The organism is Halomonas sp. B23F22_10 (genome assembly GCF_043496975.1).
Taxonomy (GTDB): domain Bacteria; phylum Pseudomonadota; class Gammaproteobacteria; order Pseudomonadales; family Halomonadaceae; genus Halomonas; species Halomonas smyrnensis.
The window spans coordinates 29,408-53,038 of sequence record NZ_JBIEKF010000001.1; the positions used below are offsets into that span (position 1 = coordinate 29,408).

The window sequence follows — 23,631 nt, forward strand, 5'->3', positions numbered from 1 at the left end:
CTTTCGTCGGCTCGAAAGGGTCGGGGGTAAGTGTCAAAATACGCCTGGAACGCCCAGGCACTCGATGGCCAGAGGATGATGGCGTCCATCGAGTGGGAGGATGGCGTTGCGGGGCGATGACTTCAGGGAGGAGCGGGTGCTGGCGAACGCAGGCAGTTCCAAGCGGCAACAGGGGGGGCGCGCCCCTCGCTATGCCATGATCGAGGCGTCCTTGCGCGAGGCCATGCGGGCCCGGCGTCTGCCGGCCAACATGATCCTGCTCGAGGGGCCCATCGCACGGCTGTTCGGTACCAGTCGTGGTCCGGTGCGCAAGGCGCTGGAGCTGCTGCACGAGCAGGGGTTGATCAGTCGCTTCGAGGGGCGCGGCTTCCTCGCGACCCCGGACCCCGACGCGGTGACGCCGGCCCGGGAGCCGTTGACGCCCGAGATGCTGAGGCTCGACACCGACGAGCGTCCGGCCGTGGATACCCGGCCGGCGGCGGAGCGCATCTATGCGCAGGTCGAGGAGGCCGTGGCCACCTGCCTGGCCTTCGGTCATTTTCGCATCGTCGAGACGATGCTCAGCGAGCACTACGGCGTCAGCCGCACGGTGGCCAGGGAAGTGCTGGGCCGCCTGCGTAATCAACGGCTGATCGAGAAGGATCGCCACTCCCACTGGCTGGCCGGGCCGCTGACGGCCCAGGCGGTGGCCGAGGACTACGAGATTCGCGTGCTGCTCGAACCGGCGGCCCTGAAGGTGTCCGGACCGCTGCTGGAGCATGCCGAGCTCGAGGCGATGCGCGCCGAGGTCCGGTACCTGATCGATCATCCAGAACGCCAGAGTGCCGCGGCCATCCTCAGGCTGGAGCAGGATCTGCACCAGCGCTGCCTGCGTCACTACCGCAATCGCAAGGCCCGCGAGATGATCGCCCAGAGCCAGCTGCCGGTGATCGTCAATCGCATCTTCTTCCAGACGCTCGGCGTGCCGCCGGACGAGCCGCTGCTGATGGAGCACAAGCTGGTGCTCGACCACCTGTCGTTCGGCGCCTATGATGCCGCGGCGTCCAGTCTGCAGTCGCATCTCCAGGCCGCCGCCGAGCGCACCCGGCGCCGGCTGAAGGTGCTGTCGGTCTTCCCCGAGCCGGACCTGCCGCCCTACCTGGTGAAGATCACCTGAGGGCGTTTCGCGCCTGACCCGCCGGGCGGATCGCCGCCGTCCTCCCGGTGCCTTGCCGTGTGCGCCGTCCGGTCGTGCTGCCCTTCTTTGCCCCGCCTCTGCCCGTTCTCTCCTTCCGTTCTCCTGTCTGGGCCTTTGGCTCCTGGTCTGTGGCCGTTCGGGGCGGCCTGGCCGCCCTTCGATCGACCGGCGGGTCGGCACGGGCTCGCCCGGCATGACCGGCTGGCGCCCCGTGCCGGTCTTCATTCACGCCGCTAAAAATGACGTTTGTCGCGGGTTGGCAAGATATGGGTGCCTGTCCGGAAAAAAGACGTCGATGAGTTATTTTGGGTGATTGATGTGGCTCTTCAGCTAAATGTCAGTGTTTCTTCCTGTCTATACGGTTAAGTCTGTGTTTTGGCGCCTGGTTGAGGCGTAAAAATGGGCGTCGTGTTGACGGTCTGGGCGCCGAGGTCTGTGTTGACAAAAATGACCTTTGTATCCAGTCTTCAAAATGATGCGGGCGGACGATCGCCGTCGCCTGCCGCAAGCACACCAGACCAAGACCCAATAACGAGGTGTTCGAAGATGGCGAAGAAAGAGATTCTCTGTGCATTTGGTGTCGACGTGGATGCCGTCGCCGGCTGGCTCGGCTCGTACGGCGGCGAGGATTCCCCCGATGACATCTCCCGCGGCCTGTTTGCCGGCGAGGTCGGTGCGCCGCGCCTGCTCAAGCTGTTCGAGCGCTACAACCTCAAGACCACCTGGTTCATCCCCGGCCACAGCATCGAGACCTTTCCCGAGCAGATGAAGGCCGTGGTCGATGCTGGTCACGAGGTCGGCGTGCATGGCTACAGCCATGAGAACCCCATCGCCATGACCCGCGAGCAGGAGCGCGACGTGCTCGACCGCAGCATCGAGCTGGTGACCGAGCTGTCCGGCAAGCGCCCGACCGGCTACGTGGCGCCGTGGTGGGAGTTCAGCCCGGTGACCAACGAGCTGCTGCTCGAGCGGGGCATCAAGTACGACCACAGCCTGATGCACAACGATTTCCACCCCTATTACGTGCGCGTCGGCGACTCCTGGACCAAGATCGACTACTCCAAGTCCGCCGAGGAGTGGATGAAGCCGCTGGAGCGGGGCGAGGAGACCGACCTGATCGAGATCCCGGCCAACTGGTACCTCGACGACCTGCCGCCGATGATGTTCATCAAGAAGGCCCCCAACAGCCACGGCTTCGTCAGCCCGCGCCATCTCGGCGAAATGTGGCAGGACCAGTTCGACTGGGTCTACCGCGAAAATGACTATGCCGTCTTCACCATGACCATCCACCCGGATGTCTGCGGCCGCCCGCAGAACCTGATGATGCTCGAGCGTCTGATCGAGTACATGCAGAGCCATGAAGGCGTGCGCTTCTGCACCTTCGACGAGATCGCCGACGACTTCGCCGAGCGCCAGCCGCGCGGCTGATCGCGGTCCAGCCCGACACCACAACATAACGACAAACGATAACAAGAGGGTGACGTCGATGACCGAGCCAACCTCCCGCGGGCCCGCCGAGACCCGCTCAAGCGCAGACGAGCCATGGAATGCCGTCATCACCAAGAAACAGATCGGCTATGCCTCGCTGGTCTGCTTCATCGCCTGGGTGGCGTCGGTCTACGACTACACCCTGTTCGGCACCCTGCTGCCGGTGATCGCCGATGACTTCGGCTGGAGCACCGCCAAGGCCACGGCGGTCAATACCTGGGCCACCATCGGGGTGTTCGTCGTTTCGCTGGTGGTCGGCACCATGCTCGACCGCTTCGGGCGCAAGAAGACGCTGATCCTGCTGGTGATCGGCGGGGCCATGAGCTCCGGGCTGTCGGGGATCGCCATCGGCGCCGCTTCGATGGTGATCATTCGCGCCTTCTCCGGCTTCGCGGTCTCCGAGGAGGTGGTCAACGCCGTCTACCTCAACGAGATCTACAAGAAGGCCAAGGGGCGCGGCTTCATGTACAGCCTGGTGCAGAGCGGCTGGCCGGTCGGCGCGCTGCTGGCCGCCGGCATGACCTCGCTGCTGCTGCCCGTGATGGGCTGGCGCGGCAGCTTCTTCGTCGCCGCCTGTGCCTCGATCATCGTCATCGTGATGGCGCTCAAGCTGCCAGAGTCGCCGGTGTTCGCCGCGATGAAGGAGATCGAGCGTCGCCGCAAGGCGGGTGACGCCGAGGGCGCCGCACGCCTCGCCGCCGAGCATGACGTCGAGATCAACACCGGCAACAACCAGGGCCTCAAGGGCGTGTTCACGCCGGAGCTGCGCTGTCACACCATCTCGCTGTCGCTGGTCTGGCTGTTCAGCTGGATGGCGATCCAGGTCTTCGCGGTGCTCGGCACCACCGTGCTGGTGGAGGCCAAGGGCGTCAGCTTCGAGAGCTCGCTGTACGTGCTGATCCTGGCCAACGCGGTCGGCTTCGGCGGCTACCTGACCCACGGCTGGTTGGGCGATCGCATCGGCCGTCGCAGCACCGTGCTGATGGGCTTCCTGCTCGGCGGTATCGCCAGCCTGCTGATGCTGCTCGGCCCGGCCAGCGACGGCTTCGTCTACGTGATGTACGCCATCACCCTGTTCTTCCTGCTGGGGCCGTTCGCCGCGATCCTGTTCTACATGGGCGAGTCCTTCCCGGCCCACGTGCGTGGCACCGGGGCCAACGTGGCCCACGTGATGGCACCGGTCGGCGCGATCATCGGCTCCGGCCTGGTATCGGTGCTGCTGTCTCTCGGCGTCACCATGACCTGGGCGGCGATCCTGGCCGGCTCCCTGCCGCTGGTGCTCAGTGGCCTGCTGATGTTCGGCACCCGCCAGGTCGATCTCCATGAACAGAACGCCTTCGAGGAGGCAGCCGCATGAGCAATCTGACTCGGGACGACGGCCTGGCCGGCAAGGTCGTGATCATCTCCGGTGCCGCCAGCGGCATCGGTCAGGCCCTGGCGGTCAGCTACGCCAAGGCCGGCGTCAAGGTGGTGGCCGGCTACTATCCCGGCGATCCCCATGATGTCGCGACCACCGTCGAGGCGGTGAAGGAAGCCGGCGGCGAGTGCGTCGCCGTGGCGGTGGACGTGCGCGACGGCGCCCAGTGCGACGCGCTGGCCCAGGCGGCCATCGAGGCCTTCGGTAGGCTGGATATCGCCGTGGCCGCGGCCGGCATCCTGCGCCAGTCGCCGCTGGAAGCGCTTTCCGATGAGGACTGGAACGACATGCTGTCGGTGGATCTTACCGGCGTGATGCGCCTGTTCCGCAGCGCCTCCCGGGCGATGACCGGGCCGGGCTCGATGGTGGCCGTGTCCTCCATCGCCGGCGGCGTCTACGGCTGGGATGATCATGCCCACTACGCGGCGGCCAAGAGCGGCCTGGTGGGGCTGGTCAAGTCGCTGGCGGTGGAGCTCGCGCCTCGCGGCATCCGCGTCAACACCCTGATCCCGGGACTGATCGAGACGCCGCAGTCGCTCGACCCGGTCAACTCGCTGGGGCCAGAAGGCCTGGCGGCGGCCGGCGAGAAGATTCCCGCCGGGCGGGTGGGGCGCGCCGAGGAGGTCGCTCGCACCGTGCGCTTCCTCACCAGCGACGATGCGTCCTATGTGACCGGCCAGCAGCTGATCGTCGACGGCGGACTGACCGTCCGCTGGCCGAGCTGACGGAGAGGGAGCCTCGGCTCCCTGCCTTTGGAGACTTCAATGAGCAAACTAGACAACAAGGTCGCCCTGATCATCGGCGCCGCCAGCGGCATCGGCCAGGCGATCGCGACACTGTTTCAGGCCGAAGGCGCGACGCTGGCCCTGGCCGATCTTGACCGGGACGCCTGTGTCGACCTGTGCGGGCCCCGGGGCTCGGCCCATCGCGTCGACGTCGGCTCCGCCGAATCGGTCCAGGCACTCGTGAACGCGGTGGTCGAGCGTCACGGGCGGATCGATGTGCTGGTCAACAGCGCGGGCATCCTCAACGAGTGCCCGATCACCGAGATGTCGCCGGAGGTCTTCGATCAGATGATCGCCGTCAACCTGCGCGGCGTGTTCCTGGCCTGCCACTACGTGGCACCGCTGATGGTGGAACAGCGCGCGGGGCGGATCATCAACATCGCCTCCCAGCTCGCCCACAAGGGGGGCATCGGCATGGCGCACTACAGCGCGGCCAAGGCCGGTATCCTGGGGCTGACCAAGTCCATGGCGCGGGAGCTGGCGCAGTACAATGTGCTGACCAATGCCATCGCGCCGGGGCCGATCAGCACGCCGCTGCTGGGCGACGTTAGCCGCGAATGGATCGGCGAGAAGGAAGCCGAGCTGCCGCTGGGACGCTTCGGCAAGGCCGAAGAAGTGGCGCCGACGGCGCTGTTGCTGGCGGCCTCGCCGGACGGCGACCTGTACCTGGGGCAGGCCCTCGGCCCCAACAGCGGCGACGTGATGTAGCACCGTTCGTCGCGTGATGGCAGGAACCGCCGTCACGACAAAGGGGCCCCTGGGGGCCCCTTTGTCGTTCTGGCGGTCTGCCGGGCGGCTTACTGCGCGGTGATGGTGCTCATCACCAGGTTGCCGTCGATCTTGATCGGGCCGTCTTCCGAGGCGCCGAGGGTGTACTCGAAGATCCCGGTCTCCATGCCGCCTTCCTCGCTGTGCACCATCAGCATCAGCTGGTCGCCGGCGCTGACGTCTTCGGTGAGGATCGCGGTGACATCCATGTTCTCGCCTTCCTTGAGCGGGGCATGGCCGACCACCGGGCCGGGTTTCATGCTGTCATCGGTGCGGTGCACCACCAGCCAGCCGTTGCTGCCCGCCATGACCTTTTCCGCGGTGACCGTGCCGCCCGCGACGGACTGGTCATCGGCCCAGACTTCCGGATGCATGTCGCCGTGCATTTCCGCCTGAGCCAGGGAAGCGCCGGTGAGCAGAGCGGCGGATACGAATGCGCTTGCCATGAACTTGGTCATCATCATTCTCTCCTTGAGTTCCGAGCACGCCCCATCGAAGCAAAGTGGTTGGGAGGGGCGTGCCCGCAGTTACGAGAGACGAGCGACGGCGGTTTCACCTCGGCGCGAAAAAAAATCACAGCCGCTGGGCCGAGGCGTCCTGATCGGTGGGATAGAGGTAGCCGTGGATCGCCGGGCCGGTCGGCTGGCCGGTGGGCGAGCCGCCGGGCGGCTCGATGCTGATGCCGAAGGTGGCGCGCTTGATCAGCTCGGGATCGAAGTCGCTCAGGGCGTCGGCCGGCAGGCTCAGCTGGTCATTGAGTACGCCCACCGAGCGCGGATTCGGCCCCAGCGAGGCGTCCTTGATCCACAGCTGATAGGCGCGGTCCGGCAGCGGCTCGGCGGTGACCGGCCGCACGTTCAGGCGACGGCTGTCGAGGTCCACGGAGAGCATGAAGGCGGGCTGCTGGTCGTCCTGCTGGAACACGGCCACGAACGGCGACTCGCTCGTCCCCGGCTCGACGGGGACGATCAGCACCGCGGCCAGTACCAGCGCCGCGGCGGAGGCGAGCCCGGTGCTCCAGCGCCAGAAGCGCAGCCGGCGCCGCATGGCGTCGAGCTGGGAGACCTTGCCCTCGCGCTCGCCGGTGTCCGGCGTGGCTTCCAGTGCCTCGATGCGCCGCTCGATCCTCGCCAGCAGGTCTGGCCCCGGTGCCACCGAGGCGATGTCATCGCCGAGGGGGGCGAGGCGCGTCTCCCACTCGAGGATGCGGCCGTCCAGCTTGGGGTCTCCCCGTCGGCGGCGCTGGATCTCGGCGCGCTCGTCGGCGCCCAGGGTGCCGAGCACGAACTCGGCGGCCAGCATGTCGATGTCGTCGTGGTCTGTCATGACGCCAGACACCCCTTGAGTTGCTTGAGGGCTCGATGGAGCCAGGTCTTGACGGTGTTCACCGGCTGCTCGAAGTGGGCGGCCAGGTCGGCCCGGGACCAGCCATCCAGATAGGCCAGGCGCACCATGTCCCGGCGGTTGCCCTCCAGCTCGGCCAGGCAGGCATGCAGGCGGCGCGCGTTCTCGTCGCGCTCGGCGTGCTCCCGGGCGCCGGGGGCATCGGAGGGCGTCTGGTCGAGGACGTCGTCCGACTCATGGGGCGCCCGGGGCCGTCGGCGCAGCTCGTCGATGGCGGCGTGTCGGGCGATGCTCGCCATCCAGGCGATCGCCGAGGCCCGGCCGTCGTCGAACTGCCCGGCCTTCTGCCAGATGGTGACGTAGACCTCCTGCACGACGTCGTCGGTGCGCCCCCGTTCCTTCAGGATACGCAGCACCGTGCCATAGAGTTTCGCCGAGGTGGCGTCATAGAGTTCGGCGAAGGCCTGTCGGTCGCGCCGAGTCACGCGCTGGAGCAGGTCCTGCAGGCGATCACTGGACATACCACATTCCCTGTCATGTCGATGGTCGAGGCCGGTGAGAGCGGCATCATGCCCGCGCAGACTGCCGCCTCGCCGTCGTGACGGTCAAGGCGCCGTCTTTCCACGCTGCGCCCGGGCGTCAGGGGAGGGCGGCCAGGACCTCCACCAGGCCGAAGGCGGTGACGCCGGCGACCACCGGCCAGCCCAGCGAGCGCCGCCGATACCACACGACCAGGGTCGCCAGCACGCCGATCCCGGTGGCCAGCCAGCCGATGGCGTCGAGGCGATCAGGCACCAGCGACACGCCGAGCACCGCGGCGACCATCATCGGGCCGAGCAGGGAGAGCCAGCGGGGCATGGCCTCGATGCCGTCCGCGCCGTCGAGGCGACGGAGACGGCGCTGCATCCACAGCAGCGGCAGCAGACGAATCAGCAGGGTGCCGAGGGCCGTGGCCAGCAGGGCCAGCCAGAGGTCGTTACTCATGGGGCGCCTCCCGGCGTGAAGCGGACCAGGGTGAAGCACAGGGCGCCGCAGGCGGCGGCGATGGGGATGCCGATGTTGGTGTAGCCGACCAGGCTGCAGAGCATCGCCACGCCGATGCTGATCATCAGCGCCAGGCTCCAGCGCTTCGAGGTGCAGCGCGGCGCCACCAGCACCAGGAACAGCGCCGGCAGGGCGAAGGGCAGTATCTCGCCCAGCAGCGGCCAGCGCGCCATCAGCCAGTCGCCGGCCAGGGCGCCGAGCAGGGTGCCGAGGATCCAGCTGGTCCAGGCCAGCAGCGCGGCACCGGTGAACCAGCCGAGGCGCTGCGCTTCCGGCAGCTGCGGCAAGCGGTGATGGGCCAGGGCGAAGACCTGGTCGGTCAGGCCGTGCATCAGCACGAGCCACCAGCGGCTGCGGTCCAGCCACGGCGCCAGGTTGGGGCCGTAGACCGCATGGCGCACGTTGAGCAGCAGCGTCATGGCCACCGCCAGCCACAGCGGCGCGCCGCCGGCGATCATGCCGATGAGCAGGAACTGCGAGGCGCCGGCGTAGATCAGCGTCGAGATCAGCGTCGCCTCCCAGGCCGTCAAGCCGGCCTGGACGGCGATCAGCCCGAACGAGATCGCCACCGGCACGTACCCGCCCAGCAGCGGGAAGGCCTCGCGCACGCCGGACAGCCAGGCGCGGGAAGGCGCCGAGGTCGCCTGGTCGATCATGATGTCTTCCTCTCGGCGTAGACGATGGTCAGGATCAGCGTCGCCCACTGCTCGCCGGTGCGATAGCGGTGGGGGCGGTCGGCGCCGAACGCGAGGGTGTCGCCGGCCTGCAGCGAGCGCAGGTCGTCCTCGGGGCCGGCCTCGAGCTCGCCGCTGAGCACGGTGAGCGATTCCGTGGCGCCGGGGGTGTGCCCCTCGGCATGGCGATCGGTATGGGGCGCGCAGCGCATCCAGTAGGCGTCGACCTGGCGGCCTTCCTGGCCCTGGTCGATCAGCCTCACCTGCACGCCGTCTTCGCCGAGGGGCACGGTGATCGGCGCCACCAGGGTGCCGAAGGGCATGTTCAGCTGCACCGCCAGCCGCCAGATGGTGTCCAGCGTGGGGTTCCCGTTGCCCTGCTCGAGGCGCGACAGGTTCGACTTGGCGAGGCCGGCGGCGGCGGCCAGCTGCGACAGCGACAGCCCGCGCTCCTGACGCAGGCGCTGAAGGTGCTGGCCCAGGGTGCTGAGGGCGAGATGGTCCATGGAAGCTTCCGGTACAAGGGGGGTACGAATTGTTCGATATAAGGAACGTTCTATAAAAAGAACAACCGACTGTCAAGGGAGGCTGTCCGGCCGGCGGCGCTATGCCGGGCCGGGGTAGGAAGCGACCGGGAATGCCGCCAGGCGCACGATGAAGGAGAAGGGGCGGGAGACGCCGCGGGCAGTGGCGAGGAGGAAGGGAAGAAGCGAAGGCGGGAGGAGGATAAAGAGAAAAGGTACCCGGCCGCCGCAGCGGCCGGGCAGGCGAGGCTCAGGCCTCGTCGGTGTTGCCGTCGGCGCGGCAGGCCGCGGCGGTGAACAGCACGTCGGTGGAGGAGTTCAGCGCCGTCTCGGTGGAGTCCTGCACCACGCTGATCACGAAGCCGATCGCCACCACCTGCATGGCCACGTCGGCGGAGATGCCGAACAGGCTGGCGGCCATGGGGATCAGCAGCAGCGAGCCGCCGGCCACGCCTGACACGCCGCAGGCGGCCAGCGCCGAGACGATGCACAGCAGCAGCGCGGTGACGAAGTCGACCTGAATGCCGAGGGTGTTGGCGGCGGCCAGGGTGATCACGGTGATGGTGATGGCGGCGCCGCACATGTTGATCGTCGCGCCCAGCGGGATCGAGATCGAATAGGTATCGGCGTGCAGCTTCAAACGCTTGCACAGCTCCAGGTTGACCGGAATGTTGGCCGCCGAGCTGCGGGTGAAGAAGGCGGTGATGGCGCTGCCGCGCAGGCAGGTGAACACCAGCGGATAGGGATTGCGGCCGGTCTTCAGGAACACGATCAGCGGATTGGTGACCAGCGCCACGAACGCCATGCAGCCGACGATCACCAGCAGCAGGCGGCCGTAGTCGAGCAGGGCGTCGAGGCCGGATTCGGCCAGGGTGTTGGCGACCAGGCCGAAGATGCCCAGCGGAGCGAAGCGGATCACCGTCTGGACGATGCCCGACACGGCATCGGACAGGTCCTTGAGCGCGGTGCGGGTGGTGTCCGCGGCGCGGCGCAGCAGCAGCCCGAGGCCCACGGCCCAGGCCAGGATGGCGATGAAGTTGGCCTCCATCAGCGCCTCGACCGGGTTGGCCACGGCGTTGAGCAGCAGGTTGCGCAGGATCTCGGTGACGCTGCCGGGCGGCGTGCCGCTGGCCGCCGGGGCGTTCAGCGCCAGGCTGGTGGGGAAGGCGAAGCTCGCCGCCACGGCGACCAGCGCCGCCACCAGGGTGCCGATGAGGTAGAGCACCAGCACGGAGCGGATGTGGGTGGGCTGGCCCTGGCGATGGTTGGCGATCGCTGCCGCCACCAGCACGAAGACCAGCACCGGCGCCACGGCCTTCAGCGCGGAGACGAAGACCTGGCCGAGCAGGGCGGCCGACTGGGCGGTATCGGGGGCGAGGGTGGCGAGCAGCAGGCCGGCGACGATGCCCAGCGCGATCTGGGGGATCAGCCCCATCCGCAGCAGCGGGCGGCCCAGGGAGTTGAGGGTAGCGATCATGGGTGTCTCTTGTGGAATCACGGGGTGCATGAACGTGTCGTGCGCCGGGGTCGCCGTATCACCACGTGGCCACGTCGCGGGGTGCCGCGGGGGTCGGGACACGCGATGGCGATGGCCTGTCGACGCCCTGCCCGGGTGTCTCCCGGGCAGGCGCGCGAATTCTACCATCGACGTAAAACGATAGGGGGTACGACCTTGGTTTCTCTTGAAACCAGCAGGGTGTGCTGATCTGTCGCCGTGTTCAGGGTGGAATATGCGGTGAGGCCGCCGGCAGGCAGAGGCCTTCAGGGATGGCGGAAGTGCAGGTACGGGTCGTCGTTATGGCTCAGCGGCGGGGTGGCCTCGCCGCCGAGGCAGCGGCAGATGTCCTGACCGACATCCGGCCGGAACCGTTTCCCGGTTGGTCAAGGAAGGCCCGGCCCCGGGCCGAGTGGCGCTCACCGGGGAAGTGGCGTCAACCGATGGAGCCTAAGTCAATCATCGGCGGTTGTCGCGCCGAGGATGCCGAAGGTGACGGATCGACTCAGCCGCTCCGTGGGGCCAGCAGGATGATGCCGGCGCCGGCCAGGCACAGCGCGGCGCCGAGCAGGTCCCAGCGGTCGGGCAGGCGGTGCTCCACCGCCCACAGCCAGGCGAGCGAGGCGACGATATAGACGCCGCCGTAGGCGGCATAGGCGCGGCCGGCATGGTCGGCCGAGGAGAGGCTGAGCAGCCAGGCGAACAGCACCAGGCTGGCCAGCCCCGGCAGCAGCCACAGCGCCGAGGCGCCCTGACGCCACCAGGCCCAGACGCTGAAGCAGCCGGCGATCTCGGCCAGGGCGGCGGCCACATAGACCGGCAGCGTCAGCATGACGCCGCCGGAGCAGACAAGTGCAGCATGAGGGAAGAAGGAACGATCACGCGGTCAGGCGCGCCTCCACGGCGTCGAGGAAGCCGTGCATGTCGACCACGGTCTCGGTGGTTGGATCGGTGGTCTTGCCCTTGAGGTCACCGGTGACGATGCCGTCGCCGATGGTGTCGATCAGCGCCGCCTTGAGGCGCCGGGCGTAGTCGGCCAGCGCCGCGTTGTTCTCGCGCTCGGCCAGCGTCTCCAGGGCGTTGCCCACGGCGTAGATCAGCGCCGAGGAGTTGAAGTGCGCCTCCTTGCCGTCGCTCTCCAGGTACTTCAGGTACAGATCGTGAGCGGTGCCGTGGGGCGCCTCGAACAGCATGGTGCCGTTCTTGCTCTCGATGATCGAGCTGGCGGTGGCCAGGCTGCCGCCGAGGGCGGCGGAGATGTCGGAGAAGATGTCGCCGTCCAGGTTCTGCGCCGGGTAGAGGGCGTTGCGGGGCGGGTCGGTGATCATCTTGATCAGCTGGCTGGAGGGTCGCATGATCATGAACGACGGCGGCGGCGTGTCGTTGTGGGCCAGCGCGCGGCGGGCCTCGGTGATGACGTCGCTGAACACCTCGTCGTAGTCCATGTACTCGCGCTTGAGGCCGAAGTAGACCTCCTTGTCCTTGCGCGAGGCGTCGCGGAACACCTGCAGCACCCAGTCCTTGATCGCCTCGCGGTCGTTGGACATCAGCAGGATGGGATCGCCCTGCTTGACGCGGCGGGCGTGCTTCTCCTCGCCATCGACCACCACCTTGAGGATGCCGTCCTCGCTGGCGGGGGCGTTGAAGCTGCCGTACTGGTCGCCGCCGCCGGCGCTCATCCGCGAGATCGACACCTGGGCCTTGCGGTCGGGTATGCCGTGGCGCTTGAGCTGCTCGACCAGCTTGTAGAGCTTGCGGCCGGTGTTGTTGTCCGGCACGCCCCACAGCGCCCGCTCGGGCGGGTTGGCGACCAGTCGCGCGGCCTGGGCGTCGATCAGCTCGTAGTGGTAGGCGAGCCCCAGCGCTTCGGCGTCGGCCTGGTAGTGCTCGCGGTAGATGTCCTCGATGGCGGCGCGCATCACGCCGTCATAGCCGGCAATCACGGTGTCCTTGAGGCCCAGGTAGATGTCGCGCTTCTCGTCGAGGGCGCGCCGGAAGAAGCGGTGGGCCCAGGCCCTGACGTCGTCCAGGTCGTTGGTGGCCAGCAGCCAGGGGTCGCCCTTGTTGACCTCGCGGCGATGCAGCTCGACCGGGTCGCCGCTTTCGCCCACGAACAGCAGCTTGACCACGCCGGTGGCCGAGGACAGCGCGTTGTAGCTGTCCTTGGTGCCGCCGTGCTCCATGGTCTCGACCTCGATGTCGCGGCCGACCCAGGTCGGGCGCTCGACCTTGAGGTTGCGAAACTCGATGTCCTCGCGGGTGATGTTGCCGCCGATGCCCTTGCGGATGGCGCCGTTGGGCGACTTGGTGGCCAGCGGATGCAGGGTGGCGGCGTCGAGCTCGGGGTGCCGGGCGAGCAGGGCGTCGCGCTGTTCGCGATTGACGGTCATGCCGGCGTTCTTGATCCCGACCTGGTGGCGGTTGAGCGCGTCGATGGCGTCGAGGACGGCCTGGCCGTTGGTGAGCAGCCGGTTCTCGGCGGTCAGGTCGATCTCGACCAGCTCGATGGCCAGCGGTCGGGTCACGAAGGTATCGATGATCTTCTCGAAGGCCACCTGGGCCATTTCGTCGCCGTGCAGGATGACCAGCGGGGCCGCCACCTGGATCTTGTCGCTCATCACTCTTCCCGTGTTCGTGCTCGTGGAATCCACGCAGCCTCGCGTCCCTGGGCGTCGTGGCCGGAAGGACGCCGGCTGCCATGCGATCAGGGTTTCATTGTACACCCAATGCCGTCGCCCTGTTTCGATGCTCCCGCCGGGCCGCTAGGCGGGGCGTGCGGGAGTATGCGTCCGCACCCGGCGGGCCAGCTCGCTGACGTGCTCCTCGGTCACGCCGAGCTCCGCCAGCGCCGTCTCCAGGTGCAGCAGGTAGTCGCGGTTGGGGCCGCTCGGGCCCTCGGCCCCGGCGATCTGGCGGGCCATGTCGTCGAGCGGCGCCTCGCCCAGGAAGGCGGCGTTGTCGGCGGTGGCCAGGTAGGTCAGCCCCATGGCGCCGGTGCCGTCCTCGAAGTGCAGCGGAGTGAGCTCGCGCAGGTAGCCGTTCTTCTCGCGCACGTCGAGCGGCTGCAGGGTCTCCGGCGTGATGCGGTAGGCCATCCCCAGGCAGGCGGCGCCTTCCTCGGCGATCAGGGTCGCCACGCGCCCCGGGGCCTCGGGCGTGCCGCGATGGTCGTGGGAGCCCTGCCAGAAGCGCCGCACCCAGCCGTGGATGCGCGCCGGCCGGCGCTCGAGGAAGGGGAAGTCGGCCTTCCAGATCAGCGAACCGTAGCCGAACAGCCACAGATCGTCGTGGTCGTCGAAGTGGGTCATGCGCCGGTTGAGCGCGGTGGTGTCGAGCGCCATGGGAGACTGTCGCGTCCTTCGTTGCCGTCGTGGGCGCCCCATGATGCGCGGCCAGGCGCGGCTTGTCGAAGTCATGGCCGTGTATTCATTTCACCGTAACCTTGTGCACAAAGCGCGATGACGTAGGATTGTCGATCCGACCGACAAGACCGGCGCGAGCCGGCCCATGAGGAGAACCGACACCATGAGCTTCACCGTCTATCTGTCCGGCGAGATCCACACCGAATGGCGCGAGGAGATCCGTCTCGGCGCCGGGGCCGCGGGCCTGGACGTGGCCTTCACCGCGCCGGTCACCGACCATGACGCCAGCGATGCGGCCGGCGATCATCTCGGCCCGCAGAGCGAGGGCTTCTGGCGCGACCACAAGTCGTCCAAGGTCAACGCCATCCGCACCAAGACGCTGATCGAGCGGAGCGACCTGGTGGTGGTGCGTTTCGGCGACAAGTACAAGCAGTGGAACGCGGCCTTCGATGCGGGCTACTGCGCCGCCCTGGGCAAGCCCTACGTGACCCTGCACGGCGACCACATCGTTCATCCGCTCAAGGAAGTGGACGCCGCCGCCATGGCCTGGGCGACCACCCCGGCCGAGGTGGTCGAGATCCTGCGCCACGTGCTGCGCGGCTGATTCCGCCGCCGCCACCGAGGAGGAGCGATGGAAGCGCTATGGATGTGGCCGGCCACCGGCTTCGGTCTCGGCCTGTCGCCCTGGGCCTCGGGCACCGTCGGCTCGCTGCTGGCGCTGCCGCTGGCCTGGTGGCTGCTGGGCCGCTCGCGTCGCTGGCGGCTGGGGCTGGCCGCCGCGCTGCTGGTGGCGGCGATGCCGCTGTGTCAGCTGGCCTCCGACACCCTGGGTGGCAAGGACGACGGACGTATCGTGCTCGACGAGATCGTCGCCTTCCCGGTGGCGATGCTCGGGCAGGCCGCGCCTCGCCATCCGCTGACCCTGGCAGGCACCTTCGTGGTCTTCCGGCTGTTCGATGCCACCAAGCCGCCGCCGGTGAGACAGGTGGAGGCGATGCCCGGGGGGATCGGCATCGTGCTCGATGACCTGGTGGCGGCGCTCTACGCCTGGGCGCTGATGAGGCTCTTCTCACGCCTCGCCGCGCGGCTGTGGCGACGCGGGCGGGGTGAGGCCGGGCGATGAGCGGTATCGCAGGTATCACGACACAACCGCCGCGGCACCCTGTCGCGGTGGCTGTGGCCCCGGGGCATCTGGGCTATCATGAGGCCCCTCGTTCCGGCCGGCCCCGCTCATGATCCGAACGCTCGTCACTCGCCGCTATCGCCGATCGGTCGCGCGCCTCGCGCTGCTGGCGATGTGGCTGGTGGTGGCCGGGCCGCTGATTGGCCAGTTCAGCGCTGCGGAGCGGGCCCATCACGGGGCGGCGCACCAGGGCAGGCATCACGAGGCGATGAGCCGGGGCGCGTCGTCGGTGGCCATGGCGGACGAGGCGGCGCCGCACCGGCACGAGGCCTGCGGCTACTGCTCGCTGTTCCAGCGAATGCCGGTGCTATCGGCGCTGCTGCCGAGCGTTGCCCCGGTGCCGTCCCACGCCATCACCGCCCCGGTCGTGGCGACCCGCTCGCCCCATGGCGGGCCGGCGGTTTTCCCCCAGGCGCCGACCCGCGCGCCACCCCGATCTCGCTCGTGATCCCCCCGATGTGAATCGCCTGGCCTTCGCTCGCCGGCGTCGACACGACGCCAGGCGAGGGCAGGCGTGCCTCCGATTTCCTCGAGCGAGACTCCCATGAGCCAACCTTCCGCAAGCCGTCCTGACATGCGCCCCAGAGCGCAGGACCTCTATCGCGCCGTCTGGCGCTGGCACTTCTATGCCGGGCTGATCGTCCTCCCGTTTCTGATCTCCCTGGCGGTCACCGGTGCCCTCTATCTCTTCCACGACGACATCGACCGCTGGTGGCACGCCGACATGATGACGGTCGAGGCGCGTCAGTCCGATACGGTGCCTCCCGGCGTCCAGCGCGACGCGGCGCTGGCCGCGGTCGACGGCGAGGCGTTCCGCTATGTGCCGCCGGCCGATGCGTCCAGCGCCGCCGAGGTCGACGTGAGCCGCCCGGACGGCAGTCGGGTGGCGGTGTTCGTCGATCCCCATGACGGCGAGGTGACCGGCCAGATGCCCTACCGGGGCACCGTGATGTGGTGGGTCCGCCACCTGCACAGCCTCACCCTGTTCGGCAGCGGGGCCAGCATGCTGATCGAGATCGTCGGCGGCTGGGCCATCCTGCTGGTGCTGACCGGCCTCTACCTGTGGTGGCCGCGGGGCCGGCGCGGCGGCGTGGTGTCGGTGCGCGCCAGGCCCGGCAAGCGGGTGTTCTGGCGCGACCTGCACGCGGTGACCGGGCTCTTCGTCGGCGGCGTCATCCTGTTCCTGGCCGTGACCGGTATGCCCTGGTCGACGGTGTGGGGCAGCAAGGTCAACGAGCTGGCCAACGGCCACAACTTCGGCTACCCGGACGGCGTGCGGGTCAATGTGCCGATGTCCGACGAGCGCCTGGCCGAGCGCGAGGCCACGACCTGGTCGCTGGAGCAGGCGCAACTCCCGATCTCCGAGGCCGGTGCCGGCGCGGCCGCGCCGATCGGCCTCGACCGGGCGGTGGCGATCTTCGACGCCAAGGGGCTGGCGCCGGGCTATGCGGTCAACCTGCCGGCCGGACCGACGGGCGTCTACACCGGCTCCGTCTACCCGGACGACCTCGGCCGACAGCGCGTCGTGCACCTCGACCAGTATCGCGGCGAGGCGCTGCTCGACATGGGCTACGGCGACTACGGCCCGCTGGGGCGCGGCCTGGAGTGGGGCATCAACGTGCACTTGGGCCAGCAGTACGGCCTGGCCAACCAGCTGATCCTGGCCCTGGCCTGCGCTGGCATCGTGCTGCTGTGCGTCTCCGCGGCGGTGATGTGGTGGAAGCGTCGACCGGCCGGGAGGCTCGGCGTGCCGCCGGCGCCGGCCGATCCACGCCGGCTGCGCGGCGTGCTGGCGCTGCTGGCCATCGGCGGGGCGATCTTCCCGCTGGTCGGCGCCTCGCTGATCGTGATGGCCGTGGTGGATGCCCTGGTGCGGCGCCGGACGGCCGCCCGGCGAGCGGTCTCGGTCTAGTCCTTCTCTGCCTCATCCTTGTCCGGGGGCGGCGGGAAGCGCACGTCGAACCCCCGGGCGTCGAGCTGGCGAATGTCGCTGGGCCGGCCCTGGTCGTCGAGCTCCACCAGGCCGATGCCGGCGCCGTTCCACAGCCGTTCCCCGGCCTTGGCGCGGTCGGGGTCGCGGGGGCGGATGCGCATCGGCCGGCGCTGGGTGAACCAGTTGAGCGGCGAGCGCGGCGCGTAGAGCCAGCGGTTGGCGCGGTCGAAGGCGTCGAGCAGGGTATCGGGGAAGGCGTTCTTGAGCCCGCTGGAGGTGATCTGCCACAGCCGCGGGCCGCCGCGCCGGTGGCGCAGGCGGATGTCGTAGGCGAAGGAGTAGTGCACGTCGCCGGAGAGGATGACGTAGTGCCCCGGGGTGCGCGAGTGGCGGAAGATGTTGAGCATCACGCTGGCCGCGCCGCGGTGGGCCATCCAGTTCTCGGCGTCCACCAGCAGCGGCTTGCCGGCCAGGGTGAACAGCTTCTGGATGCCCTCGATCAGCTTGACGCCGAACATCGGCGCCGGCGAGACGATGATCGCCGAGGGCGCGTCGAGCAGCTGTTGCTGGAAGTCCGACAGCGCCTCCCAGTCCATCAGCCCCGAGGGCCGGCGCGGGCTGCGCTCGCTGCGCCAGCGGCGGGTGCGGGTGTCGAGCACCACCAGCCGGGGCGTGCCCGGGACCTGGAACTCCCAGCCCTCGAAGCGCTGCAGGTGGTGCAGGCAGGCATCGTGGGCCTCGGCGGGCAGCCAGCCGTCGCTCGCCTTGGCGGCGTCGAGCAGCGCGGCGGCCTCGTCCAGCGGCGCGGCCAGCCGTTCCGGGTCGTTGCCCCAGCCCTGGCACAGCAGGTAGCCCAGCAGGGCGTTGCCGAGGATGCGACGCGAGAACGGATGGCCGTAGGCGCAGGCCTCCCAGTCGGCGGTCAGGTTCCAGTCGTCGGTGACGTCGTGGTCGTCGAAGATCATCAGCGACGGCACGTGGGCCAGCAACCGGGCGGCCGCCGGCAGGCCCTCGACGAAGCGATCGAGGATGGCGGCCTCGTCGTCGAAGGCGGCGCCGTCGTCCGCGGAGATCGCCGGCTTGCGGATCGTCACCAGTCGCCAGGGCTCCGGCGACCACACCAGCAGGTACATGGCCATGACCTCGGCGAAGGTCATCAGGTGGTTGCGGGCGTGGGCCGAGGTGAACACCGGCTTGCGGGCGCCGGCGAAGACGCGTTCGCGCAGGTTGGCGCTGCTCTCCACGTCGGGCAGCAGCGCCTCGCGGCGATAGTAGGTCGCGTCGGCGGCGTAGAGGCCCTGGCTGTCGGCCACGGTGGCGCCCTCGAGCGGCTCGTCGAACAGGCCCAGGCGCTGGATCAGGCCGTGGATCGCCACCAGGGTGGGCCCGGCCACGTCGTCGGCGTAGATCTGATCGCCGGTCATCAGCAGCCAGGCCGGCCAGGCCCCGGCGTCGTCGCGGCGCTCGGCCAGCCAGCCGTCGGCGCGCACCAGGGCGTCGGGGCCGTCGTGATGGGGGCGGCGGCAGGAGCCGTGCAGCAGCCGGCGATGGTCCTCGGCCAGCACGAAGCGCGGGCGGCGGGCGCCCTCGTGGAGCAGGTGCGGGGCCCAGTCGGCGATGCCGGCCTCCTCGCCGCCGTCTTCACCCGCCAGGCGCAGGTCGTAGTCGATGGCCACGCCGACGGGCAGCGGCGTCTCCAGCGCCACGTCGATCAGGTGCAGCACCGCGTGGCGGCCCAGCGGCAGATGGCGCACCCGGCGCTCGTTCAGCGCCAGCCGGCGCGGGCCGTGGCCCTCGGGATGCAGCAGCAGCCGGCCGGACAGCGGCCGGGTGCCGACCAGCCAGATCCTCAGGCGGTCCGGGGCGAGGCGGCGCAGGATCGGGCCGGCGAGCACGTCCGGCAGCTCGGCGGACGCGGCGGGATCGAGGCGGGCGGTATCGGCAGACGTCATTGTCGAGGCGCTTCCTGAGTGTGCGAATCGGCCAGGCCGTCGTGAGTCGAGCGTTCGTCCGGGCCTGCTCGGTTCCGACCATGGTAGCCGACAAGGCGCCGCAGGCGGGAGTCGTCGCCCGGCGACGGGTGAGGGCTACCAGTGCCGGGGATAGCGGCGGTGGCGGGCCAGGTTGTTGACCAGGATCGCGACCAGCAGCATCAGCGTGCAGCCGAGCCCGATCGGCACCAGCGGGAACCACCAGCCCAGGGCGTGGACCTCGGGGCCGCCGATCACCGCGATCAGCGCCGAGGCCGCACCCGGCGGGTGCACGGTCTCGGTCAGCTGCATGGCCAGCACCGACAGCGAGACCGCCAGCGCCACGGCCAGTGCCGTAGCGCCCAGCCACTGGAAGCACGCCACGCCGATCAGCGCCGACAGCATGCTGCCCAGCACCACGTTGCGGGGTTGGGCGAAGGGGCTCGCCGGGGCGGCGTAGATCAGCACCGAGGTGGCGCCGAAGGAGCCGACCACCAGCAGGTGCAGGGCCAGCCACTGCTCGCTGAGCCAGGCCACCGCGCTCATGCCGGCGAAGGCGCCGAGCCATGACCAGCCGGCGTCGCGCCAGTCGAGGTCGCCGCGGCGATAGCGGGCGCCGCGCATCTTGCTGAAGTAGGTCTTCATCGTCGCATCGTGCACAAAAAGGGTGCGATATAGTGTCAGGCGGTACCCTGAAGGTAAAGATAGGCCCGCGTGCCGGGCCCGGGGTAGGCTGGGGCATCGCCTGCCCGGACGCTCAGGGAATCTCGCGACAAGGAGGCCGGATGGCACACGATCACGACCCTGCCCACCCGCATGCCCACCCCCACGGGCATGGCCATCATCACGCCGGCGCCGACAGCCGGAAGCGCCTGGCCTGGGCGGTGGCGCTGACCGGCGGCTTCATGATCGCCGAGGTGGCGGGCGGCATCCTGTCCGGTTCGCTGGCGCTGCTGGCCGATGCCGGCCACATGCTCACCGATACCGCGGCGCTGGCCCTGGCCTGGTTCGCCGCCCGGCTCAGCCAGCGCCCGGCGGACCACCGCCGCACCTACGGCTACGACCGGGTGCAGATCCTGGCCGCCTTCGTCAACGGCCTGACGCTGATCGCCATCGTGGTCTGGATCGCCATCGAGGCGCTGCGGCGTTTCCTGTCGCCGGTCGAGGTGGCCGGCACGCCGATGCTGGCCATCGCCGCCCTGGGCTTCGTGATCAACCTGGCGGTGTTCGCCATCCTGCATCTGGGCGATCGCGACAACCTCAATATCCGCGGGGCGGCGCTGCACGTGCTGGGCGATCTGCTGGGCTCGGTGGCGGCCATCGTCGCGGCGCTGGTGATCCTGACCACCGGCTGGACACCGATCGACCCGCTGCTGTCGCTGCTGGTGGCGGCGCTGATCCTGCGCAGCGCCTGGCGGCTGACCCGCGAGTCCGCACATATCCTGCTCGAGGGCGCGCCGGCGTCGCTGGACGTGGCGCGCATCGAGCGGGAGCTCCCCGAGCGGCTGGACGGCGTGTACGACGTGCACCACGTTCACGCCTGGTCGATGACGCCGGGGCGCCATCTGCTGTCGCTGCACGCCGCCGTGGAGGAGGGCGCCGACCGCGAGGCGACCCTGGTGGCGATCAAGGCGGTGCTGCTCGAGCGCTTCGACGTGGCCCACGCCACCATCCAGCTGGAGTCCCCCGATCGCTGCGCCGACGACGTGGAAGCGCCGGCGCCCGGCGCGCATCGCCCCTGAGGCCGGCGGGCCACGCCGGGCTCACCGCAGTTCCCTTAACGCTGGCCCCTTGCCGCAGCCTTCTTACCAGAGACCCAGGTGTTCGGTGAGGATGACGGTGCCGATGCCGATCAGGATCACGCCGCCGAGCACCTCGGCGCGCTGGCCGATCAGCACGCCGAGGCGACGGCCGAGCATCACGCCGAGCGTGGCCATCAGGGTGGTGGCGGCGCCGATCGCCAGGGCGGTCAGCAGGATATTGACCTCCATGAAGGCCAGGCCGATGCCCACGGTGAGGGCGTCGATGCTGGTGATCATCGCGGTGGCGGCGATCAGCCACCAGGCCTGACGCCCGGTCTTGACGGCGGGGGCGCCCTCGTCGGGCTCCGGCGTCTCGAGGCCGGCGCGGATCATGCGCACGCCGAGGGCGAGCAGCAGGATGAAGACCACCCAGTGGTCCCAGCGGGAGATGTACTGGGAGGCGCCCAGGCCGAGGGCCCAGCCGATCAGCGGGGTCAGGCCCTCGACGACGCCGAAGATCAGGCCGGTGCGCAGGGCCTCGCGGAAACGCGGATGATCGACGGCGGCACCCTTGCCGATCGCGGCGGCGAAGGCGTCGGTGGACATCGAGAAGGCCAGCAGGGTGGTGGACAGCAGGGTCATGGGCGTCACGTGGTCCGGCCGGGCGATTCACCACGACGATACGACACGCCCGGCCTTGGGCGTCGTACCGTCGATGGTCTCGCCGACCTGGCGCGATCGCGATACCCGAGGTATCGAGCGACGCGCCGGCGCACCTGCCACGGCATCTGGCCGACTATGTTGACAGGCGCTCTCACGCATCGGGCGTGAGCCAGCTACTCCCCAGCGAGGGTCGTCCGGTCCATGTGGGCGATGGGAGGTGCCCATGGCCGGAGTCGACGCAGCCTACCATCACCGGGAAACGGTTGCATCCCGAGCGTCGCTCGCGGACGTCCGCGCGTCGCTCATACCAGCTTGCTCTCGCGCAGCCGCATCAGGCGCTCCGGCGGCGCCCAGCTGTCGGCGCTGGCGCCGTCCCAGTAGTCGGCGAAGATCGCGTGGCGGGCCGCATCGCCCTCGATCAGGGCGCCGGGCGCGACGAAATCGAACAGCGTGGCCAGGGTCCGCACCTCGTGGCGCGAGACCCGGCGGATGATGTGCTCAGGCCCCAGCTCGCCGGGGTGGCGCAGCCCGGCGGCGCCGAGCATCTCGGCCAGCGCCTCGCGGGTACCGGCCTGGAAGCGTGCCACCCGTTCGGCCTTGAGCGGCACGTCCAGTCGGCTGCCGCGCAGCGCATCCTGGGTGGCCACGCCGCTGGGGCAGCGGTCGTTGTGACAGCTGCGGGCCTGGATGCAGCCCAGCGAGAACATGAAGCCGCGCGCCGAGTTGCACCAGTCGGCGCCCAGGGCGATGGTGCGGGCGACGTCGAAGGCGCTGATCACCTTGCCGGCGGCGGCCACGCGCACCTTTTCGCGCAGCCCGGCGCCGACCAGGGCGTTGTGCACCAGCAGCAGGGCGTCGGTCAGCGGCATGCCCAGGCGGTTGGCGAACTCCAGCGGCGCGGCGCCGGTGCCGCCCTGGCCGCCGTCGACCACCACGAAGTCGGGATGTTCGCCTTCCTCGCGCATGGCCTTGACCAGCGCGAACCACTCCCAGGGATGGCCGATGGCCAGCTTGATGCCCACCGGCTTGCCGCCGGAGAGCTCGCGCAGCCGGCAGATGAAGGCGATCAGCTCGCGGGGGGTGGAGAAGGCGCTGTGGGCGGCCGGCGAGACCACGCTCTCGCCCTCGGGCACGTCGCGGGTGGCGGCGATCTCGGCGGTGACCTTGGCCCCCGGCAGGATGCCGCCGTGGCCCGGCTTGGCGCCCTGGGAGAGCTTGATCTCGATCATCTTCACCGCGTCGTCGGTGGCGCGCTCGGCGAAGCGCTCGGGATCGAAGCCACCGTTGGCGTCGCGACAGCCGAAATAGCCGGAGCCGATCTCCCACACCAGGTCGCCGCCGCGGCGATGATAGGGCGAGATGCCCCCCTCGCCGGTGTCGTGGTAGAAGCCGCCGCGCCGGGCGCCGTCGTTCAGCGCGCTGATGGCGTTGGGCGACAGCGCGCCGAAGCTCATCGCCGAGACGTTGAACACGCTGACGTCATAGGGCCGGGCTCGCCCGGCGCCGACGGTCACGCGGAAATCATCGTCGTCGATGGTCGCCGGGGCCAGCGAGGGGTTCATCCACTCGTAGCCGGGGGCCTGCATGTCCTCGAGGGAGCCGAAGGGCTGCTTGTCGATGGTGCCCTTGGCGCGCCGGTAGACCAGGCTGCGCTGCTCGCGGGAGAAGGGCACCTGCTCGGTGTCGCGCTGGATGAAGTACTGACGGATCTCGGGACCGAAGGACTCCAGCAGGTAGCGCAGATGGGCCGTCACCGGATAGTTGCGGCTGACGGTGTGGCGGCGCTGGACGATGTCGTGGGTGCCCATCGCGGCCAGTGCGGCCAGGGCCAGGGCGCCGAGCGCCCAGCCCCAGGCGGGGGCCAGCGCCAGGCCGATCAGGCAGGCGAGAAGGCCGGCCAGGATCAGTCCATAGACGAGAAAACGGCGGGGCGGTCGGGACATCTTCGCACTCCATTGCGGCGGGAAAGGGCCATTGCAAGCCGCGGCCGGTCGACTGTCAATCGCCGGGTCGCCACGGGACATCCCTTAAGGTTCTCTTAATCTGCGCGGGCGCAGTGTGG

Annotated in this window: 24 protein-coding genes; 10 read left to right on the plus strand and 14 right to left on the minus strand. The window is 69.5% G+C overall.

Annotation, left to right across the window (positions count from 1 at the left end; all coding sequences use genetic code 11):
* Positions 1-136: 136 nt before the first annotated feature.
* The 5 genes from ACGTNF_RS00110 (at position 137) to ACGTNF_RS00130 (ending at position 5,575) form a co-directional block, all read left to right on the plus strand.
* On the plus strand, positions 137-1,156 hold the full coding sequence (locus tag ACGTNF_RS00110; RefSeq protein ID WP_394599846.1) for a GntR family transcriptional regulator: 1,020 nt from the start codon (positions 137-139) through the stop codon (positions 1,154-1,156).
* Between the two features lie 567 nt (positions 1,157-1,723).
* Positions 1,724-2,605 (plus strand): polysaccharide deacetylase family protein, encoded by an 882-nt coding sequence (locus ACGTNF_RS00115; RefSeq protein ID WP_394599848.1) that lies wholly within the window; start codon positions 1,724-1,726, stop codon positions 2,603-2,605.
* A 58-nt stretch (positions 2,606-2,663) separates the two neighbouring features.
* Complete coding sequence (locus tag ACGTNF_RS00120) at positions 2,664-4,022, plus strand: MFS transporter (protein WP_394599849.1); 1,359 nt, start codon at positions 2,664-2,666, stop codon at positions 4,020-4,022.
* Positions 4,019-4,807, plus strand: coding sequence for an SDR family NAD(P)-dependent oxidoreductase (locus ACGTNF_RS00125; RefSeq protein WP_394599851.1), 789 nt, complete (start codon positions 4,019-4,021; stop codon positions 4,805-4,807). The genes ACGTNF_RS00120 and ACGTNF_RS00125 overlap by 4 nt, the downstream gene beginning before the upstream one ends.
* A 39-nt stretch (positions 4,808-4,846) precedes the next feature.
* The gene (locus ACGTNF_RS00130; protein ID WP_394599852.1) at positions 4,847-5,575 is read left to right on the plus strand and encodes an SDR family NAD(P)-dependent oxidoreductase; all 729 of its coding nucleotides are present in this window, start codon (positions 4,847-4,849) and stop codon (positions 5,573-5,575) included.
* Positions 5,576-5,664: 89 nt separating this feature from the next.
* On the opposite strand, the gene ACGTNF_RS00135 is transcribed toward ACGTNF_RS00130, so the two are convergent.
* The 10 genes from ACGTNF_RS00135 to ACGTNF_RS00180 form a co-directional block, all read right to left on the minus strand.
* Entirely contained in the window at positions 5,665-6,096 is a 432-nt protein-coding gene (locus ACGTNF_RS00135; RefSeq protein ID WP_016855498.1) for a DUF7282 domain-containing protein, read from the minus strand.
* 112 nt (positions 6,097-6,208) lie between these two features.
* A complete protein-coding gene (locus ACGTNF_RS00140; RefSeq protein WP_394599854.1) occupies positions 6,209-6,961 on the minus strand; it encodes an anti-sigma factor in 753 nt (250 codons plus the stop codon).
* Positions 6,958-7,500: a sigma-70 family RNA polymerase sigma factor gene (locus tag ACGTNF_RS00145; protein WP_016855500.1), complete on the minus strand. Its 543-nt coding sequence runs from the start codon at positions 7,498-7,500 to the stop codon at positions 6,958-6,960. The genes ACGTNF_RS00140 and ACGTNF_RS00145 overlap by 4 nt, the downstream gene beginning before the upstream one ends.
* A 118-nt stretch (positions 7,501-7,618) precedes the next feature.
* Positions 7,619-7,963, minus strand: a complete 345-nt coding sequence (locus tag ACGTNF_RS00150) for an AzlD domain-containing protein (RefSeq protein WP_016855501.1) — start codon at positions 7,961-7,963, stop codon at positions 7,619-7,621.
* On the minus strand, positions 7,960-8,679 hold the full coding sequence (locus ACGTNF_RS00155; RefSeq protein ID WP_394599855.1) for an AzlC family ABC transporter permease: 720 nt from the start codon (positions 8,677-8,679) through the stop codon (positions 7,960-7,962). The genes ACGTNF_RS00150 and ACGTNF_RS00155 overlap by 4 nt, the downstream gene beginning before the upstream one ends.
* Complete coding sequence (locus ACGTNF_RS00160; protein WP_394599856.1) at positions 8,676-9,203, minus strand: helix-turn-helix domain-containing protein; 528 nt, start codon at positions 9,201-9,203, stop codon at positions 8,676-8,678. Before ACGTNF_RS00160 ends, ACGTNF_RS00155 begins: the two co-directional genes overlap by 4 nt.
* 268 nt (positions 9,204-9,471) lie before the next feature.
* The gene (sstT, locus tag ACGTNF_RS00165) at positions 9,472-10,698 is read right to left on the minus strand and encodes a serine/threonine transporter SstT (RefSeq protein WP_394599858.1); all 1,227 of its coding nucleotides are present in this window, start codon (positions 10,696-10,698) and stop codon (positions 9,472-9,474) included.
* Positions 10,699-11,221: 523 nt separating this feature from the next.
* Positions 11,222-11,548, minus strand: a complete 327-nt coding sequence (locus ACGTNF_RS00170; protein ID WP_394599859.1) for a YnfA family protein — start codon at positions 11,546-11,548, stop codon at positions 11,222-11,224.
* Positions 11,549-11,594: 46 nt separating this feature from the next.
* On the minus strand, positions 11,595-13,334 hold the full coding sequence (locus ACGTNF_RS00175) for an isocitrate/isopropylmalate family dehydrogenase (protein ID WP_394599860.1): 1,740 nt from the start codon (positions 13,332-13,334) through the stop codon (positions 11,595-11,597).
* Between the two features lie 144 nt (positions 13,335-13,478).
* Positions 13,479-14,057: a gamma-glutamylcyclotransferase gene (locus ACGTNF_RS00180; RefSeq protein WP_394599861.1), complete on the minus strand. Its 579-nt coding sequence runs from the start codon at positions 14,055-14,057 to the stop codon at positions 13,479-13,481.
* A gap of 184 nt (positions 14,058-14,241) precedes the next feature.
* On the opposite strand from ACGTNF_RS00180, the gene ACGTNF_RS00185 reads away from it, so the two are divergent.
* The 4 genes from ACGTNF_RS00185 (at position 14,242) to ACGTNF_RS00200 (ending at position 17,173) form a co-directional block, all read left to right on the plus strand.
* On the plus strand, positions 14,242-14,682 hold the full coding sequence (locus ACGTNF_RS00185) for a YtoQ family protein (RefSeq protein ID WP_394600525.1): 441 nt from the start codon (positions 14,242-14,244) through the stop codon (positions 14,680-14,682).
* 27 nt (positions 14,683-14,709) lie between these two features.
* Entirely contained in the window at positions 14,710-15,201 is a 492-nt protein-coding gene (locus ACGTNF_RS00190; protein ID WP_394599862.1) for a phosphatidylglycerophosphatase A family protein, read from the plus strand.
* 109 nt (positions 15,202-15,310) lie between these two features.
* Positions 15,311-15,709 (plus strand): DUF2946 domain-containing protein, encoded by a 399-nt coding sequence (locus ACGTNF_RS00195; RefSeq protein ID WP_394599863.1) that lies wholly within the window; start codon positions 15,311-15,313, stop codon positions 15,707-15,709.
* 96 nt (positions 15,710-15,805) lie between these two features.
* On the plus strand, positions 15,806-17,173 hold the full coding sequence (locus ACGTNF_RS00200) for a PepSY-associated TM helix domain-containing protein (protein ID WP_394599864.1): 1,368 nt from the start codon (positions 15,806-15,808) through the stop codon (positions 17,171-17,173).
* On the opposite strand, the gene ACGTNF_RS00205 is transcribed toward ACGTNF_RS00200, so the two are convergent.
* Together ACGTNF_RS00205 and ACGTNF_RS00210 are read right to left on the minus strand one after the other, a co-directional pair.
* A complete protein-coding gene (locus ACGTNF_RS00205) occupies positions 17,170-19,146 on the minus strand; it encodes an alkaline phosphatase family protein (protein WP_394599865.1) in 1,977 nt (658 codons plus the stop codon). The genes ACGTNF_RS00200 and ACGTNF_RS00205 overlap by 4 nt on opposite strands.
* 135 nt (positions 19,147-19,281) lie before the next feature.
* Positions 19,282-19,809, minus strand: coding sequence for an HPP family protein (locus ACGTNF_RS00210; protein WP_394599866.1), 528 nt, complete (start codon positions 19,807-19,809; stop codon positions 19,282-19,284).
* Between the two features lie 140 nt (positions 19,810-19,949).
* Here ACGTNF_RS00210 and ACGTNF_RS00215 point away from each other — a divergent pair, with 140 nt between their 5' ends.
* Positions 19,950-20,906, plus strand: coding sequence for a cation diffusion facilitator family transporter (locus tag ACGTNF_RS00215; protein WP_394599867.1), 957 nt, complete (start codon positions 19,950-19,952; stop codon positions 20,904-20,906).
* 63 nt (positions 20,907-20,969) lie between these two features.
* Here ACGTNF_RS00215 and mntP read toward each other — a convergent pair whose 3' ends face one another.
* Positions 20,970-21,548: a manganese efflux pump MntP gene (gene mntP, locus ACGTNF_RS00220; RefSeq protein ID WP_394599868.1), complete on the minus strand. Its 579-nt coding sequence runs from the start codon at positions 21,546-21,548 to the stop codon at positions 20,970-20,972.
* Positions 21,549-21,871: 323 nt separating this feature from the next.
* A complete protein-coding gene (locus tag ACGTNF_RS00225; protein ID WP_394599869.1) occupies positions 21,872-23,512 on the minus strand; it encodes an FMN-binding glutamate synthase family protein in 1,641 nt (546 codons plus the stop codon).
* Between the last annotated feature and the right edge of the window lie 119 nt (positions 23,513-23,631).